Here is a 15523-nt window from a genome sequence, read left to right as displayed (position 1 = left end):
ACTGCGCGCGTCACGCCGACGTGCCGTGCGCTTCCAGATACGCGCACGCGCCCCGGCCAGCGACCAGCCCGCTGGCAAAGCAGGCGGTCAACAGATAACCACCGGTCGGCGCCTCCCAATCGAGCATTTCGCCCGCGCAGAATGCGCCGGGCATCCGGTCGATCATCAGATGCGCGTCCAATGCCTCGAACGGGATTCCGCCCGCCGTACTGATCGCTTCCTCGATCGGTCGCGCGCGCAGCAGTCGCATCGGCAGCGCCTTGATCGCGTGGGCGAGGCCGCGCGCATCGGCGAAGGCTTCTTTCGACAGAATCTCGTGCAACAACGCCAGCTTGACCCCGCCGATTCCGATTCGCCCGTGCAGATGACTCGCGATCGAGCGTGAGCCTCGCGGCCGCGTCACTTCCTCCACGACTCGCTCGAGCGGCAAGCCTGGCGCGAGATCCAGCGCGATCGTGACCTCGCCGCCGGCGAGTATCCGCTCGCGGATCGGCGCCGACAACGCGTAAATCAGGCTCCCTTCGAGGCCCGTTTCGGTCAAAAGTATTTCACCTTGTCGATTGTGGACTTTTCCGTCTACACCGGTGACGGAAATCGCGACCGTCTTGATCGGCTGACCCGCGAAACGCTCGCGCAGATACGGGCTCCAGTCCGCGTCGAAGCCGCAGTTCGCGGGACGCAGCGGCGTCACCGGCACGTCGCGCGACGTCATCAGCGGCACCCACGCGGCGTCGGAGCCGAGACGCGGCCAACTGGCGCCGCCGAGCGCGAACACGACCGCGTCGCAGCTGATCGTCTGCTCACCGTTGGGCGTGTCGAAGCGCAACGCGTGGGCGGCACCGTCTTCGGATGTTGACGCCCAGCCGCTCCACTTGTGACGCATATGAAACTGCACACCCGCTTCGCGCAGCCGATGCAGCCACGCGCGCAGCATCGGCGCGGCCTTCATGTCGGACGGAAATACGCGCCCCGAACTGCCGACGAACGTCTCGACGCCCAACTCGCGCAACCATGTGCGCAGCGCGTCGGGACCGAACGCGTCGAGTAACGGCGCGATGCGCTCGCGGCGCGAGCCGTAGCGGTCGAGAAACGGCGCGAGGGCTTCCGAATGCGTGATGTTCATGCCGCCTTTGCCCGCCATCAGGAATTTGCGGCCGACCGACGGCATCGCGTCATATACGTGGACTTGCACGCCGCGCCCGGCAAGCGTCTCCGCGGCCATCAGGCCGGCGGGGCCGCCGCCGATCACGGCGACGCGGGCGGAATCGAGCGAGATTGACATGCGGTTCAGCGGATCAACGGGGAGAAAAGGCGGTGCGCCGCGGTGACCGAACGGATATGCGGCGCGAAGGGCGCTATTGTCACACCGCGCGCGGCGCGCGGCAAACGCCGACAAACTCTGTCGAACTGTGCCCGGTACTGGCAAATAGGCGGCTATTCGGCCAGGCGACCGGGCTCGATCGCCCCAGACCGGAAAATACTGGATTCAGTCTTTCTCCCGGCCGTTGCGCATCGCGTTCACCGCTTGGCTCGTGCCGCACGCGACCTATACTTTTCAAACATCTTCCATCGGACGCCGTTCGCGTCGTTCCTCGCGTCAATCCCCAATCACGTCGCTTGCGACGCAGCCGCTGCGGCGCGCTTCACTGCCGCGCGCCGGCAGCGGACGCGAATCACCTGTTAATTCGGTGGAAGAGTCGATCGTCTGGTTCAAGGAGATTGCCATGACCCGCAAATATATCGACTGTCGCGAGTTTCCGAGCGAAACGAACTGCACTGTCGCGCTATCCGCCGACAGCGACGGCGAACTGCTCGAAGCCGCGGTCCAGCATGCCGTCAGCGTTCACAAGCACGCGGATTCGCCGGAGCTGCGCGAGCAGCTGAAGACGCTATTTCATGAGGGAACGCCGCCCGTCGAGGCGCGGCACGCTTGAGACACCCGTGGAAGGGGAGTGTGGAAGCCCGCGTCGCGAGCGGCATCCAGCCGCCCGCGTGCGGGCGTGTTGCAGCAGTCTTGTGGTGACACGAGAAACGCGATACCAAGCCAATCTAACCAGGATGCCGACGCGCTAACCCGGATACGCCTCATCGACCTTCAGCCCGGCGAGCTTGAAGATCACCCGCAACGTCTGCGGCTTGATGTCGCGTCGCGACGCGAGCGTCGTCATCACGAAGTCGAGCACCTTGGCGTACTTGAGCATCGTCAGGCAGGTCTCGAGGTCGACGTTGCCGTCACGCATAACCTCGGCGAGCCGCAGCATTTCCGTGGAGATGTCGCGAGCCATCTCCAGTTCGAGTTGCTGTTTCTCCGACCATGCCGGCGCGGCGGTGAGCTTCGCCATCATTTCCTGAAACTTCTGTTCGACATTTCCGTTGGGTACCGTATCCATTGCCGCCTCTTCTGTGATCATCCGAGCGCGCGACCCGTTGCAAAGCCGGCCGCTGCTGGTTACGTAACGTTCGCCCCTTGTTGCGGGACCGCTCTTCCCACATGCATCCGGTTCGCGTGTCCGGTTGCACGGCCGGACAGCTTCCTGTTTTCGGCGACGCGGCTTGCACCCGCAGGCTCAGCCGGCGCTCAAGCTGTTTTCGGCCATTCTCGAGACACTTCCGCGCAGCGCATTGCGAGCAGGAAGTGTTCCCAGTGGACCGCCTGTCTCGCGTGATCCGGACGGCGTACTCGCTGGGATTGCCGCACTTTGGGTAAACTGGCAGCAACTTTTCTCTTTTTCCGTCATCTGTCGCACGTTCGCACTGCAATTGATGGCGGCCCATACATGTCCGGCAAAACCCACGAAATCCGTCCCAACCAGTCCGTCGAACTGCTCAAAGAGCTCCACATCCTCACGCGCGACGGCAAGATGAATCAGGACAGCCGTCGCAAGCTGAAGCAGGTCTACCATCTGTTCCAGTTCATCGAGCCGCTACTCAAGGACCTGAAGGACCAGCAGGGGGCGCTGACGCTCGTCGATCACGGCGCGGGCAAGTCATATCTCGGTTTTATCCTGTACGACCTGTTTTTCAAGGAGTTTCAGGACGTGGCTGGTGGGGTTTCGCACATTTACGGCATTGAAACGCGCGAAGAGCTGGTGACGAAGTCCGAAGAGCTGGCGGCGCGGCTCGGCTTCAAGGGGATGTCGTTTCTGAATCTGTCGGTGGCGGAGTCGATCACGTCGACGCGGCTGCCCGCCGAAATCGACATCGTGACCGCGCTGCATGCGTGCAATACCGCCACCGACGACGCGCTCCGTTTCGCGCTCGAAAAGCACGCGAAGTACATCGTCGTCGTGCCGTGCTGCCAGGCCGAGGTGGCCGGCGTGCTGCGGCAGAACAAGGGCAAGGCTCTGAAGAACGCGCTGACGGAAATCTGGCGGCATCCGCTGCACACGCGCGAATTCGGCAGCCAGATCACGAACGTGCTGCGTTGCCTGCAGCTCGAAGCGCATGGCTATCAGGTCAGCGTGACCGAGCTGGTCGGCTGGGAACACTCGATGAAAAACGAGTTGATCATCGCGCAGTACAAGGACCTGCCGCGGCGCCGGCCCGCTGAGCGGCTCGGCGAAGTGCTGGACGCGCTCGGGCTCGATGCGCTGAAGGAGCGATTTTTCGTGCCGGCCTGAGGCGCGGCCTGGCGCTTCATTTAGCGCTTCATCAACGCATCCCAGCCCGCGAGGCCAATTCGCCGCAGCGTTTCCTGATTGCGCTCGTAGATCTCTTCCGCGTCGGGAAAGGCCTGCACGGCCCGCTCGATGCTGTCCTCGCGCAGCAGATGCAAGATCGGATAGGGCGCCCGGTTCGTGTAGTTTTCGATATCGTCGGGCTCGCTGCCTTCGAACTGGTAATGCGGATGAAAGCTCGCGATCTGGATGACGCCTTCGAGCCGTAGCTGCTGGACCAGCCGGTCGGCGAAGAACAGGCAGTCGTTGAAGCCGAGAAAGTCCTCGAACGCGCGCGGCAGGATCAGCAACGTCGTGTCGATGGCGGCGGGGTCGGCGGCGACGAGGGTCTGGAGCTCGGCTTCCAGGTCGGTCAGCACCGCTTCGAGCGTGTCCGCTTCGCTGACCGCATAGCGAATCTGCCCCTTCACATGCACGGCCTTCGCGAACGGACACAGGTTCAGGCCGATCACGGCCTCCGTCAGCCAATGACGGGTCGCGGCGATAACGGCATCGTGGGATTCGGCGGGCAACGGCATGGCGGACGGATGTGACGGGAAAACGCGCAATTCTAAAGGACCCAGCTGACGGACTGGCTCAGCGAACCGGCTTCTCCGCGCAAGCGGCGGCTATCAACTGCGCGGCGACTTTCGGCGCGGCGAGGATCGGCCCGCAGCCCGGCCCGTAAGTCTGGCTCGCCGCGTACACGCCCTCGATCAGCAGACCGAGCCCATCGGCCAGCGTTTGCGGATCGCCGGCGCCGGCCGCTGTCGACAGTTCGACGAGGCGCGCCATCAAGCGCTGCTTGTTGCGGAACACGAACTGCCGCGCCGGATGCGCGGTATCCGCAAACTCCACCGACACGTTCACGAACGGGCAGCCGCGGTAATCGTCGACCGAGGCGCGCACCGCGAGGTCGTCGAAGTACTGCTGAAGCTGCTTCGCCGGCTCGCCCGGATGCTTCGCGAAGCTCTTCTCGGCGTAGCGGAAGAACTGCTCGTCCTTCTGCTCCAGATACGCCATCACGAGCTCGGCCTTCGACGAAAACTGCCGGTACAGACTCATCTTGTTCACGCCCGCGCGCTCGACCACCGCATCGACGCCGACCGTGCGCACGCCCTCGCGATAGAACAACTCGCTGGCCGCGCGCAGCAGATGCAGCTGCGCCTGCGGCCCGGCGGTCTGTGCGCCGCGCGCGCGCCGCGCACGAGTAGGGGCGGGCTTGGGGGTTTCGCTGTCGGACATGGCAAGTCACCCGAATGAGATTGACGCCTTGACATGTTACCGACCAGTAACTAAGATCGCAACTATTGTGACCGATCTGTCACAAGTCATTCACCGAGGCCGTAATAATACGAACGACGCCGCCACCCGGGCCGCGTCGATGGGAGAACCGATGAACTGGGCTGCGCGACTGATAGGCGGACGCTTCCACTATGGCTGGTTGACCGTCGCCGTGGTGTTCCTGGTGTTGCTCGCGGCGGCGGGTACGCGAGCGACACCGAGCGTGATGATGGTGCCGCTCGAGCACCAATTCGGCTGGAGCCGCGCGACGATCTCGCTCGCGATCTCGGTGAACATCGCGCTGTACGGGTTGATGGGGCCTTTCGCGGCCGCCGCGATGCAGCGCTTCGGTGTGCGCCCCACGCTGCTGAGCGCGCTCGGCACCATGGCCGCGGGTGTCGCGCTGTCGTCGCTGATGACGCATCCGTGGCAAATGGTGCTGATCTGGGGCGTGATGGTTGGCGGCTCGACGGGGGTAGCGGCGCTGTCGCTGTCGGCGACGGTCGTGACGCGCTGGTTCACGACACGCCGCGGTCTCGTGATGGGTATCCTGACCGCCAGCTCGGCGACCGGCCAGCTGGTGTTTCTGCCGCTGCTCGCGGCCATCGCCGAGCATTACGGCTGGCGTCAGGTCGTGTGGGTCGTCGCGCTCGCGGCAGGGGTCGTGATTCCGCTCGTCGCGTTCCTGCTGCCCGAGCATCCGGCCAGCATGCAGCTGCGCCCGTACGGCGAACCGCATGACGCGCCCGTCACGACGACCGTCACCAGGCAGAATCCGCTCGCGATCGCATTCGGCACGCTCGCGTCGGCGAGCAAAACGCGCGACTTCTGGCTGCTGTTCTTCAGCTTCTTCATTTGCGGCGCGAGCACCAATGGCTATGTCGGCACCCATCTGATCGCGATGTGCGGCGACTACGGGATGACCGAAGTGCAGGGCGCGTCGTTGCTCGCGGCGATGGGCGTGTTCGACCTGTTCGGCACGACGATGTCGGGCTGGCTGTCGGACCGCTTCAATAGCCGCGTGCTGCTGTTCTGGTATTACGGGCTGCGGGGGCTGTCGCTGATGTATCTGCCGCACGCGTTCGGCATCGACTTTTTCGGACTGCCGCTGTTCGCGGTGTTCTACGGTCTCGACTGGATCGCCACCGTGCCGCCGACCGTGCGTCTTGCGACCGACGTCTACGGCAAGGAATCGGCGCCGATCGTGTTCGGCTGGGTGGTCGCGGGCCACCAGCTCGGCGCGGCGTTCGCGGCGCTCGGCGCGGGCATGCTGCGTGCGAGTCTTGGCACCTACACGGTCGCATCGATGATTTCCGGCGGCTTGTGTCTGATCGCCGCGGTGATCGTGCTGCGCATCAACCGCCCAGCCAAGGTGCCGACGCCGCAGGCAATCTGAGGCGCCCTCGCGCGCCGCGCAGATTCACCGTCAGCGAAGCAACGACGCACGGCCCCATAACGGGGCCGTGCGCGTTTTCTCAGCCAGCACGCATAGCGCCGCGCCGCAACTTGGAGCGCGCACCGAAAGCCCGTTATGCTATGTGGCCTCGGGCAGCCGCCCGACGATCATGAATTTCTACCGAGAGAAGCGCATGGCCACCAAACCCGCCTCAACCGAAGTTGCCATTCACGAGCTGATTGCAGGCCGCTGGAGCCCTCGCGCGTATTCGAGCGAGCCGGTGAGCCGCGATCAGTTGCGCGCCGTGCTAGAAGCGGCGCGCTGGGCGCCGTCTTCATATAACGCGCAGCCCTGGCGTTTTGTCGTATTCGATCGCAGCGTCGACGAAGTCGCGTTCAAGAAGGCTTTCGCCACGCTGGTGCCGTTCAACCAGGGCTGGAATGCGCTCGCGCCGGTGCTGATCGCGGTGACCGCGCACACCATGACCAACAAGGGCGACGTAAACCGCTGCGCGTTCTACGACGCCGGCGCGGCGGCGATGTCGCTGGTGCTGCAGGCGCACGCGCTCGGCCTCGCCGCGCACCAGATGAGCGGCTTCGACGTGAACGCGTTCCGTACCGCCTTCGAACTACCAAAGGACGTCGAGCCGATCGCGATGATCTCGCTCGGCCATTACGGCGACGTCGACAAACTGGACCCGGTCCTGCGCGAACGCGAGAAGGCGCCGCGTCAACGCGCGGCGCTCGCGGATATCGCGTACGCCGGCGCCTGGAAGAAGGCGTTCTGAGCGATGGATTCGCCGCGCTTGCCGCGCGATTTCGCGTAAAGCGAAGAAAGCAGTCGATGAGCAACGAAGCAGTCAGGCACGCGCGGCACGGTCCGCGCGTTTTTCATGCAGCGCCGTCCATGCCGTTCTCACCATCCATCACGCTGGACAGCGGCGCGGCCACATGTTCGAGCGACTTGCGCTCCGCGTCGACACCCCAGATCGCCGCGACGAGCGCCGCCGCGAGCATCAACGCCGAGCCGACCAGATAGCCCGAAAACACCTCGCTGCGCTGATGCGTATCGATCAGCCGACCGAAAAACGCCGGCCCGATGATGCCGCCGAGCGCGGTGCCGAACGCATAGAAAACCGCGATCGCGAGCGCGCGGATTTCGAGCGGAAACGATTCGCTCACGGTCAGATACGCGGAACTCGCGGCTGCCGACGCAAAGAAGAAAATGACCATCCAGGCGACCGTCTGCGTGACGACGCTCAGCAGTTGCTGCTCGAACAGGTAGCCGGACAGCGTCAGCAGGATCGCCGACATCGCGTAGGTCGCGGCGATCATCTTGCGTCGGCCGATCACGTCGAACAGCCGCCCGAGCACGAGCGGCCCCAGGAAATTGCCGAGCGCGAAAGGCAGCAGATACCAGCCGATGTCGTCGCCCGGCACGTGATAGAAGTCGGTGAGGACGAGCGCGTAGGTGAAAAAGATCGCGTTGTAGAAGAATGCCTGCGCGGTCATCAACGTAAGACCGACCAGCGCGCGGCGCCGGTGCACGTTGAACAGCGTGTGGAACACCTCGCGCAACGGCGTATGGTCGCGCGCGCGCAGGCGCAGCCGCGTGAGGGCGTCGTCGGCAAGCGTGTGGCCGTCGTTGCGAAAACGCGTCTCGATGCCCTCGACGATCGTGCGGGCGTCGCGCTCGTCGCCGTGCGTGAGTAGCCAGCGCGGGCTTTCGGGTATCCAGATGCGCATCGGCAGGATCGCCAGCGCGAGCACCGCGCCGATGAAAAAACACGCGCGCCAGCCCCAGTCGGAAGGCAGCAGGTGCGGATCGAGCAGCACCAGCGAGCCTGCGGCGCCGAGCCCCGCGCCCACCCAGAACGTGCCGTTGATGCCGAGGTCGGTCCAGCCGCGCACGCGTGCCGGCGTGAATTCCTGGATCGTCGAGTTGATCGCCGTGTATTCGCCGCCGATACCCGCGCCGGTCAGGAAGCGGAACAGCATGAAGCTCATCAGATTCCACGACAGCGCGGTCGCCGCGGTCGCGGCCAGATACAGCGTCAGCGTGATGAAAAACAGCTTGCGGCGGCCGAGCCGGTCGGTCAGCCAGCCGAAACCGAGCGCGCCGAGCACCGCGCCGGCAATGTACGCGCTGCCTGCGAGGCCGACGTCGGCATTCGAAAAGCGCAGCGCCGGGCTCGTTTTCAGCGCGCTCGCGACGGCGCCGGCAAGCGTCACCTCGAGCCCGTCGAGCAGCCACGTCACGCCGAGCGCGACTACGATTAGCGTATGAAAGCGGCCCCAGGGCAGGCGGTCCAGTCGCGACGGCAGATCGGTTTCGATCAGCGTGGCGTGACGTTCATCGACGGCGGCGGTGGGCGGCACGCTCATGACGCGAAGTCTCCTCGGTGGCGAAATGGGGCGGCATATCCGGTCGGACGCAGCAAGATCCATTCCGCGCCATGATTTCAAACGATCTTGCGGCCGTCCCGGCAGCTTCAGTTGATGCTGCCGGAGTTTTCGTGATACAAAGCCGCTCCCCTTTCTTTGCGCGCCAGCCGTGAGCGGCCATTCCTGCCATGAACTATTGCGCGATTGACTTCGGTACTTCCAATTCGGCCGTCGCGGTTCCGATCGGCCCGCAGCTGAAGCTGGCGCCGGTCGAAGGCGCGTACACGACGCTGCCCACCGCGGTCTTCTTCAATACCGACGAACACACCAGCGAATTCGGGCGCGCGGCGCTCGCTGCTTACATCGACGGTTTCGACGGCCGGCTGATGCGCTCGATGAAAAGCATTCTCGGCTCGCCGCTCGCCGAGAATACGACCGATCTCGGCGACGGCAGTGCGATCAAGTACACCGACGTGATCGCGACGTTCCTGACTCACCTGAAGCGCGCGGCCGAGGCGAGCGCCGGCGGCGCGATCGACCGCGCAGTGCTGGGCCGCCCGGTGTTCTTCGTCGACGACGACCCGCGCGCCGACCAGATGGCGCAGCAACAGCTCGAAGCCGCTGCGCGCACGGCCGGCTTGCGCGACATCCACTTTCAGTATGAACCGATCGCAGCTGCGTTCGACTACGAATCGCACCTGAGCGCCGAGGGGCTCGTGCTTGTGGCGGACATCGGCGGCGGCACGTCGGACTTTTCGCTCGTGCGAGTGGGGCCGGAACGGATGAAGCGCGTCGAGCGCAAGGACGATGTGCTCGCGCACCACGGCGTGCACGTCGCGGGTACGGACTTCGACCGCCGCGTCGAACTCACCACGATACTGCGCGAACTCGGCTACCAGTCGCTCGATCCGCAAGGGCGCGAAATCCCGAACCGGATTTATTTCGATCTCGCGACCTGGCACCTGATCAACACCGTCTACACGCCGAAGCGCGTCAGCGAACTCGCGCTGATGCGGCACCTTTTCACGGAGACGAAGCACCACGACCGGCTGATGCGCGTGGTCGAGCAGCGTTTCGGGCACGCGCTCGCCGCCCACGCGGAAGAGGCGAAGATCGGCGTGGCGGCGGGCGGCGAAACCGTGATCGATCTCGAGCAGGTGGAAGAGGATCTGCGTCTCGCGTTCGACGAAGCGCAGCTCGTCAAAGCAGGCGAGGAAGAAACGCGACGCATCGTGCAGGCCGCGCGCGACACGCTGCAGGCGGCGGGCGTCGCGCCGCGCGATGTCGACGCGATCTATTTCACCGGCGGGTCGACCGGCCTCGCGTTTCTGTCGGGCGCGTTGGCCGCGGCGTTTCCAGACGCGCAAGCGGTGTTCGGCGATCGTCTCGCGAGCGTGGCGACTGGCCTCGGTATTCATGCGCGGCGCGTATTCGGATAATCCCGGATAATCAGCAAATAATCCGCCGCGAATTGCGAAGTCATGCGAAGTTAATCGGCGCATTCAGATTGGCCGCCATAATAAAAAACCCCGCCAAGGCGGGGTTTTTTTGCGTCCAGAAGGAAGCGCGGAGCTTACACCGGCTTGATGTTAGCCGCTTGCTTGCCCTTCGGGCCCGTCTTCACTTCAAACGTGACCTTCTGGTTTTCTTGCAGCGTCTTGAAGCCTTCAGTGCGAATTTCCGAGAAATGCGCGAACAGATCTTCACCGCCGCCGTCCGGAGTGATGAAGCCAAAGCCCTTAGCGTCGTTGAACCACTTGACGGTACCGGTTTCCATATTACTTTTTCCTAAAGATGGTGAATAAGGCCGAAGCCCGGGGTGCATGAAAATCAAGGAAGGGGGTAATGGGACCAACCGGAGTACCGTTGATGGGCGAACTACGAAAGAACCACTTCACTCGCCACTTGAAATCCTGCCCGAACGTTATACGGCGAATTCGGACGAAGGTCAACAGCCTAGACGAAACTTTGCCGGACTGATCCGAAATTTTCTTACAAAGCTTGCGCAGGGGGACAACTTTTTGCTAGGAAGAACCCTTGGTTCGGCTGCGGTTTCGCTGCAGTAACACGGTGCAACCGTTAAACTACGCGCCGCGCGTCGGTTGCACCTATTCCGCATCTGGACGCGCTTACATGCGCGTCATCCCGTCCCCACCGCCACAAGCGATGTCACGCGGTGCCGACATGGTTCTGATTTAGGAGAAGACTTGAAAAGTTCTATACAACGGAACATCGGGCCATTCGCGCTGATGCTGACCGGTCTGGGCTCGATCATCGGTTCGGGTTGGCTGTTCGGCGCGTGGAAGGCTGCAAAAATTGCCGGTCCGGCTGCGATTTGCGCATGGATCATCGGTGCGGTCGTGATTCTCGCGATTGCGCTGACCTACGCGGAACTTGGCGCGATGTTTCCGGAATCTGGCGGGATGGTGCGCTATGCGCGCTACTCGCACGGCGCGCTGGTCGGTTTCATCAGCGCGTGGGCCAACTGGATCGCGATCGTGTCGGTGATCCCGATCGAGGCCGAAGCATCGATTCAATATATGAGTACCTGGCCCTATCCCTGGGCGCATGCGCTGTTCGTCGACGGGTCGTTGTCGACCAACGGCCTGCTGTTGTCCGCCGGGCTCGTCATCATCTATTTCCTGCTCAACTACTGGGGCGTCAAGCTGTTCGCGCGCGCCAACTCGGCGATCACGATCTTCAAGTTCCTGATCCCGGGCGCAACGATCGTCGGCCTGATGATGACAGGCGTCCACACCGAGAACTTTGGTCAGACGACCACGTTCGCGCCGTACGGCTGGTCGGCGGTGCTGACCGCGGTCGCGACGAGCGGTATCGTGTTCGCATTCAACGGTTTCCAGAGCCCGATCAACCTGGCCGGTGAAGCGCGAAATCCGGCCAGGAGCGTGCCGTTCGCGGTGATCGGCTCGATCCTGCTCGCGCTCGTGATCTACGTGTTGCTGCAGATCGCATACATCGGCGCCGTGAATCCGGCCGACGTGATGAAGGGCTGGAGCCACTTCAGCTTTGCTTCGCCGTTCGCGGAACTGGCGATTGCGCTGAACCTGAACTGGCTGGCGATCCTGCTGTACGTCGACGCGTTCGTGAGCCCGAGCGGCACCGGTACGACCTACATGGCAACCACCTCGCGCATGATCTACGCGATGGAGCGCAACAACACGATGCCGAAGATGTTCGGTAACGTGCACCCGTTCTATGGCGTTCCGCGCAACGCGATGTGGTTCAACCTGCTCGTCTCGTTCATCTTCCTGTTCTTCTTCCGCGGCTGGAGTTCGCTCGCGGCGGTGATTTCGGTCGCGACCGTGATCTCGTACCTGACCGGCCCGATCAGCCTGATGGCACTGCGCCGCGCGGCAACCGATCTCGAGCGCCCGCTGCACATCGCCGGCATGAAGGTGATCGCGCCGTTCGCGTTCGTCTGCGCGTCGCTGATCCTGTACTGGGCGAGGTGGCCGCTGACCGGCGAAATCATTCTGCTGATGGTCGTCGCGCTGCCGGTGTATTTCTACTTCCAGGCCAAGTCGGGCTTCGAGGGCTGGGGCCGTGACCTGAAGGCTGCCTGGTGGCTGGTCGCGTATCTGCCGATCATGGCGATCCTGTCGCTGATCGGCAGCAAGGAGTTTGGCGGCTTCGGCATTCTGCCGTACGGCTGGGACATGCTCGTCGTGATCGCCTTCTCATTGGTGTTCTACTTCTGGGGCGTGAACAGCGGCTATCGTTCGGAGTATCTGGACGAGCAGCTCGTGCACGACGAAGTGCTCGAAGGCATCGGCGCGCATTGAGCGCCGGTCGAAACCGAAGATCCGCTCGACGCGGGTCTTTCGGGGCCGATAAAAAGCCCGCCTGATCAATGATCAGGCGGGCTTTTTGTTGACTTTTGTGCGCGACCCCCGCGCCGGATCAGGCGGTCCCGAACACGTAGTTCGTCATCGCGAGCGAGCGTTGGTAGGTGCCGAGCGACTGGATCGCGAGCGAATAGTCGTCGTCGGCGGCACCGAGCGCGGCGAATACCGGCAACAGATGCTCGTCGGTCGGATGCATCAACACCGCGTGCGGCGCCTGGCGGCGATAGTCGAGCAGCGCGTCAATATCGCGCGCGACGAGCTTGTCCTCGAACCAGTCGGTGAATTCGGCCACACGCGGATCGGCGTCTTCCGGGCGCGCGGAGAAATCGGCGGCGCGCAGGTTATGGGTGATCTGGCCGGAGCCGATCACCATCACGCCTTCGTCTTTCAGCGCACGCAGCGCGCGGCCGACGCGGAAATGATGCGCGGCGTCCTTGTGCGGTTGGATCGACAGTTGCGCGATCGGCACGTCCGCTCGTGGAAACATCAGCAGCATCGGCACCCATGCGCCGTGGTCGAGTCCGTGCGGCTGCACGTCCGCGACGATGCCGCTCGCGCCGAGCAGCGCGGCGGCGCTACGTGCGATGTCGGGCGCGCCCGGCGCCGGATATTGGATTTCATAGAGCTGGCGCGGAAAACCATAAAAATCGTGGATGGTTTCAGGCGCCGTCGCGATGCTCGCGAGTGGCTGCGCGGTGCCCCAGTGCGCCGACAACATCAGGATTGCCTCGGGACGCGGCAATTGCGTGCCGAGCGCGCCGAACTCGGCGGACGGCATCGACGGATCGATCGGCAACGTGGGTGCGCCGTGAGACAGGAAAAGCGAAGGTAAGCGGTTCATGACAGCAACGCGGCCGTGTAAGCACGGCACGGAGAAATTGGGTTGCTACCAATATGGGTCCACACGCCAGCTTGATAAATGGGTTCGGCGGGAATTGATTGCGTCGCAGCCGTTGTTAATCCGCGTTGTCGCGGTTAATCCTGCGCGCCGCGCAATCCTTCCCACGCCGGCGACAACGCCGGCCCCAGCGCAAACAGATCGAGCACGCGTGCGACAGTGTCGTCGACCATCTCGTCGATCGATGCAGGCCGGTTATAGAACGCGGGCAGCGGCGGGAAGATCACTCCGCCCATTTCGGTGACGGCCGTCATATTGCGCAGATGCGCGAGATTGAACGGCGTTTCGCGCACCAGCAGCACGAGACGGCGACGCTCCTTCAGTGTGACGTCGGCGGCGCGGGTGATCAGGTTGTCGGCGAAACCGTGCGCGATGCTCGCGAGTGTTTTCATCGAGCAGGGCGCGACGATCATGCCGTCGGTCGCGAGCGAGCCGGACGCGATGCTCGCGCCGACATCGCGCACCGAATGGACGACATCCGCGAGCGGATGCACGTCTTCCTTGCCCAACTCGAGTTCATGCTGGATGTTGAGCCAACCCGCGCTCGAAATCAGCAGGTGGGTCTCGACGCCGCCGAGCCGCCGCAGCGTCTCGAGCAGCCGGATGCCGTAGATGGCGCCGGTGGCGCCGGTGATCGCGACGACCAGCCGGCGAGGCACCGCGGTGCGTGCTTGCTGCATGGCTTGCGGCGCCTGATGAAGCGAACGAAGCGTAGAACGCTCAGGCCGCGGCGAACAGCTGCTGCAGTTCGCCCGATTCGTACATCTCCATCATGATGTCCGAGCCGCCGATGAATTCCCCCTTCACGTAAAGCTGCGGAATGGTCGGCCAGTTCGAGAACACCTTGATGCCCTGACGGATTTCGTCGTCTTCGAGCACGTTGACGGTCTTGATTTCACCGGCACCGCACGCCTTCAGGATCTGGATGGCGCGGCCGGAAAAACCGCACATCGGGAACTGGGCCGTGCCCTTCATGAAGAGAACGACGTTGTTGCCGTCGACGATTTGCTTGATGCGTTGTTGCGTATCCATGACTGACCTTGCGGTTCCGATAAAGGATGGGAATAGGCTGAAATGATAGCGGATTTCGCTACGGGCGGCCGCAGCCACGTCGCGCCTGGGGTTTTAGCCTCGGCGACCGCGCTCAGGCCGCAGCGGCGCGCAGCACGCCGCCGCTGATCCGCTCGATGCCGGCGAGATCGCGCGCCGAGCGGACCTCGGCGAAACCGCGTTCGCTCAACAATGCGCGCACGGCTTCGGCCTGGTCGTAGCCATGTTCGATCCAAAGCGTGCCGTCGGCGGCGAGACGCTCGGGGGCGCCGGCAACGATCGCGCGGATCGCGCTGAGGCCGTCGGCCTCGTCGGTGAGCGCGCCGCGCGGCTCGAAGCGCAGATCGCCCTCACGCAGATGCGGGTCGCCGCTCGCGATATACGGTGGATTGCTGACGATCGCATCGAAGCGCAACGCGGCGTCGAGCGAGCCGTACCAGTCGCTGGGCAGGAAAACGACGGCGCCCCCCGGGCGTTTCACGTCGAGCAGGCGCGCGCCGTTGCGCGCGGCGACGGCGAGCGCGTCGGCCGAGCGGTCGAGCGCCCAGACCTGCGCGTCGGGCCGCATCGACGCGATTGCCACCGCGATTGCGCCGGTCCCGGTGCCGAGATCGAGCACACGTGGGCGCGGCCGAGGTTCGATCGCCGCGAGCGCGGTCTCCACCAGCAGCTCGGTCTCAGGACGCGGAATCAGCACGTGCGGCGTCACTTCGAATTCGAGCCCGAAGAACTCGCGCGCACCGACGAGCTGCGCGACCGGCTCGCCGGCCGTGCGCCGCGCCTCGAGCGTGCGATAACGCTCGACGCTTGCGCGTTCGAGCGGCTCCTCGCCGCGCGTGATCAGCTGCGTGCGCCGCCAACCGAGCACATGCGTGAGCAGAATCCGCGCTTCGAGCGGCGGCAGCGGCGATGCGCGCAATAGCGCCTCGGCCGTGGGGGGCAGAGCGGTGGGGTCGAGCGGAGCCGGGCAGGCGTCGGTCATTGTCGGG

Annotated in this window: 16 protein-coding genes; 6 read left to right on the top strand and 10 right to left on the bottom strand. The window is 64.2% G+C overall.

The genetic code is table 11. The annotated features are described in order from the left end of the window. Positions 1-10 precede the first annotated feature (10 nt). Positions 11-1282: a TIGR03862 family flavoprotein gene (locus OKW29_RS33610; RefSeq protein WP_429294017.1), complete on the bottom strand. Its 1272-nt coding sequence runs from the start codon at positions 1280-1282 to the stop codon at positions 11-13. A gap of 442 nt (positions 1283-1724) precedes the next feature. Between OKW29_RS33610 and OKW29_RS33605 the strand changes: the two genes are divergently transcribed. Next, positions 1725-1934, top strand: coding sequence for a DUF1059 domain-containing protein (locus OKW29_RS33605; RefSeq protein WP_090805487.1), 210 nt, complete (start codon positions 1725-1727; stop codon positions 1932-1934). 135 nt (positions 1935-2069) lie between these two features. Here the strand turns inward: OKW29_RS33605 and OKW29_RS33600 are convergent, their stop codons facing one another. Then, positions 2070-2390, bottom strand: a complete 321-nt coding sequence (locus OKW29_RS33600) for a DNA-binding protein (RefSeq protein ID WP_090802066.1) — start codon at positions 2388-2390, stop codon at positions 2070-2072. Between the two features lie 387 nt (positions 2391-2777). Here OKW29_RS33600 and OKW29_RS33595 point away from each other — a divergent pair, with 387 nt between their 5' ends. Beyond that, positions 2778-3620 carry a class I SAM-dependent methyltransferase gene (locus OKW29_RS33595; protein ID WP_429294016.1) on the top strand — a complete coding sequence of 281 codons (843 nt, stop codon included), beginning with the start codon at positions 2778-2780 and terminating at the stop codon, positions 3618-3620. Between the two features lie 20 nt (positions 3621-3640). On the opposite strand, the gene OKW29_RS33590 is transcribed toward OKW29_RS33595, so the two are convergent. Then, positions 3641-4195, bottom strand: a complete 555-nt coding sequence (locus OKW29_RS33590) for a DUF1415 domain-containing protein (RefSeq protein WP_429294015.1) — start codon at positions 4193-4195, stop codon at positions 3641-3643. A gap of 58 nt (positions 4196-4253) precedes the next feature. Continuing rightward, on the bottom strand, positions 4254-4901 hold the full coding sequence (locus OKW29_RS33585) for a TetR/AcrR family transcriptional regulator (RefSeq protein WP_429294014.1): 648 nt from the start codon (positions 4899-4901) through the stop codon (positions 4254-4256). A 151-nt stretch (positions 4902-5052) separates the two neighbouring features. On the opposite strand from OKW29_RS33585, the gene OKW29_RS33580 reads away from it, so the two are divergent. Both OKW29_RS33580 and OKW29_RS33575 read left to right on the top strand, forming a co-directional pair. Continuing rightward, complete coding sequence (locus OKW29_RS33580) at positions 5053-6336, top strand: MFS transporter (RefSeq protein WP_429294013.1); 1284 nt, start codon at positions 5053-5055, stop codon at positions 6334-6336. Positions 6337-6529: 193 nt separating this feature from the next. Then, positions 6530-7123 carry a nitroreductase family protein gene (locus tag OKW29_RS33575; protein ID WP_429294012.1) on the top strand — a complete coding sequence of 198 codons (594 nt, stop codon included), beginning with the start codon at positions 6530-6532 and terminating at the stop codon, positions 7121-7123. A gap of 103 nt (positions 7124-7226) precedes the next feature. Here the strand turns inward: OKW29_RS33575 and OKW29_RS33570 are convergent, their stop codons facing one another. After that, positions 7227-8720, bottom strand: coding sequence for an MFS transporter (locus OKW29_RS33570; RefSeq protein WP_429294011.1), 1494 nt, complete (start codon positions 8718-8720; stop codon positions 7227-7229). 188 nt (positions 8721-8908) lie between these two features. Between OKW29_RS33570 and OKW29_RS33565 the strand changes: the two genes are divergently transcribed. Then, positions 8909-10159 carry an Hsp70 family protein gene (locus OKW29_RS33565; protein ID WP_429294010.1) on the top strand — a complete coding sequence of 417 codons (1251 nt, stop codon included), beginning with the start codon at positions 8909-8911 and terminating at the stop codon, positions 10157-10159. 134 nt (positions 10160-10293) lie between these two features. On the opposite strand, the gene OKW29_RS33560 is transcribed toward OKW29_RS33565, so the two are convergent. Continuing rightward, the gene (locus OKW29_RS33560) at positions 10294-10497 is read right to left on the bottom strand and encodes a cold-shock protein (RefSeq protein ID WP_007180251.1); all 204 of its coding nucleotides are present in this window, start codon (positions 10495-10497) and stop codon (positions 10294-10296) included. Positions 10498-10927: 430 nt separating this feature from the next. Between OKW29_RS33560 and OKW29_RS33555 the strand changes: the two genes are divergently transcribed. Beyond that, positions 10928-12523, top strand: coding sequence for an APC family permease (locus OKW29_RS33555; protein ID WP_429294009.1), 1596 nt, complete (start codon positions 10928-10930; stop codon positions 12521-12523). Positions 12524-12641: 118 nt separating this feature from the next. On the opposite strand, the gene OKW29_RS33550 is transcribed toward OKW29_RS33555, so the two are convergent. The 4 genes from OKW29_RS33550 to prmC form a co-directional block, all read right to left on the bottom strand. Further along, positions 12642-13427 (bottom strand): DODA-type extradiol aromatic ring-opening family dioxygenase, encoded by a 786-nt coding sequence (locus tag OKW29_RS33550; protein ID WP_184070559.1) that lies wholly within the window; start codon positions 13425-13427, stop codon positions 12642-12644. Positions 13428-13561: 134 nt separating this feature from the next. Continuing rightward, positions 13562-14164 (bottom strand): UbiX family flavin prenyltransferase, encoded by a 603-nt coding sequence (locus OKW29_RS33545; RefSeq protein WP_429294008.1) that lies wholly within the window; start codon positions 14162-14164, stop codon positions 13562-13564. Between the two features lie 40 nt (positions 14165-14204). After that, positions 14205-14516, bottom strand: coding sequence for a Grx4 family monothiol glutaredoxin (grxD, locus tag OKW29_RS33540; protein ID WP_018420101.1), 312 nt, complete (start codon positions 14514-14516; stop codon positions 14205-14207). Between the two features lie 112 nt (positions 14517-14628). Next, positions 14629-15516, bottom strand: coding sequence for a peptide chain release factor N(5)-glutamine methyltransferase (gene prmC / locus OKW29_RS33535; protein WP_429294007.1), 888 nt, complete (start codon positions 15514-15516; stop codon positions 14629-14631). Between the last annotated feature and the right edge of the window lie 7 nt (positions 15517-15523).

The organism is Paraburkholderia sp. CI3, from assembly GCF_050436505.1.
Taxonomy (GTDB): domain Bacteria; phylum Pseudomonadota; class Gammaproteobacteria; order Burkholderiales; family Burkholderiaceae; genus Paraburkholderia; species Paraburkholderia tuberum.
Note: the sequence above shows the minus strand (reverse complement) of the source record. Positions and strands in the feature narration are given on the sequence as shown.

Excerpts from the sequence above, each read along its gene's own strand:
- OKW29_RS33600 (WP_090802066.1), bottom strand. The coding sequence starts at position 2,390 with ATGGATACGGTACCCAACGGAAATGTCGAACAGAAGTTTCAGGAAATG.
- OKW29_RS33565 (WP_429294010.1), top strand. The coding sequence starts at position 8,909 with ATGAACTATTGCGCGATTGACTTCGGTACTTCCAATTCGGCCGTCGCG.
- OKW29_RS33575 (WP_429294012.1), top strand. The coding sequence starts at position 6,530 with ATGGCCACCAAACCCGCCTCAACCGAAGTTGCCATTCACGAGCTGATT.
- grxD (WP_018420101.1), bottom strand. The coding sequence starts at position 14,516 with ATGGATACGCAACAACGCATCAAGCAAATCGTCGACGGCAACAACGTC.
- prmC (WP_429294007.1), bottom strand. The coding sequence starts at position 15,516 with ATGACCGACGCCTGCCCGGCTCCGCTCGACCCCACCGCTCTGCCCCCC.
- OKW29_RS33610 (WP_429294017.1), bottom strand. The coding sequence starts at position 1,282 with ATGTCAATCTCGCTCGATTCCGCCCGCGTCGCCGTGATCGGCGGCGGC.
- OKW29_RS33590 (WP_429294015.1), bottom strand. The coding sequence starts at position 4,195 with ATGCCGTTGCCCGCCGAATCCCACGATGCCGTTATCGCCGCGACCCGT.
- OKW29_RS33545 (WP_429294008.1), bottom strand. The coding sequence starts at position 14,164 with ATGCAGCAAGCACGCACCGCGGTGCCTCGCCGGCTGGTCGTCGCGATC.
- OKW29_RS33570 (WP_429294011.1), bottom strand. The coding sequence starts at position 8,720 with ATGAGCGTGCCGCCCACCGCCGCCGTCGATGAACGTCACGCCACGCTG.
- OKW29_RS33580 (WP_429294013.1), top strand. The coding sequence starts at position 5,053 with ATGAACTGGGCTGCGCGACTGATAGGCGGACGCTTCCACTATGGCTGG.
- OKW29_RS33585 (WP_429294014.1), bottom strand. The coding sequence starts at position 4,901 with ATGTCCGACAGCGAAACCCCCAAGCCCGCCCCTACTCGTGCGCGGCGC.
- OKW29_RS33595 (WP_429294016.1), top strand. The coding sequence starts at position 2,778 with ATGTCCGGCAAAACCCACGAAATCCGTCCCAACCAGTCCGTCGAACTG.
- OKW29_RS33605 (WP_090805487.1), top strand. The coding sequence starts at position 1,725 with ATGACCCGCAAATATATCGACTGTCGCGAGTTTCCGAGCGAAACGAAC.
- OKW29_RS33550 (WP_184070559.1), bottom strand. The coding sequence starts at position 13,427 with ATGAACCGCTTACCTTCGCTTTTCCTGTCTCACGGCGCACCCACGTTG.
- OKW29_RS33560 (WP_007180251.1), bottom strand. The coding sequence starts at position 10,497 with ATGGAAACCGGTACCGTCAAGTGGTTCAACGACGCTAAGGGCTTTGGC.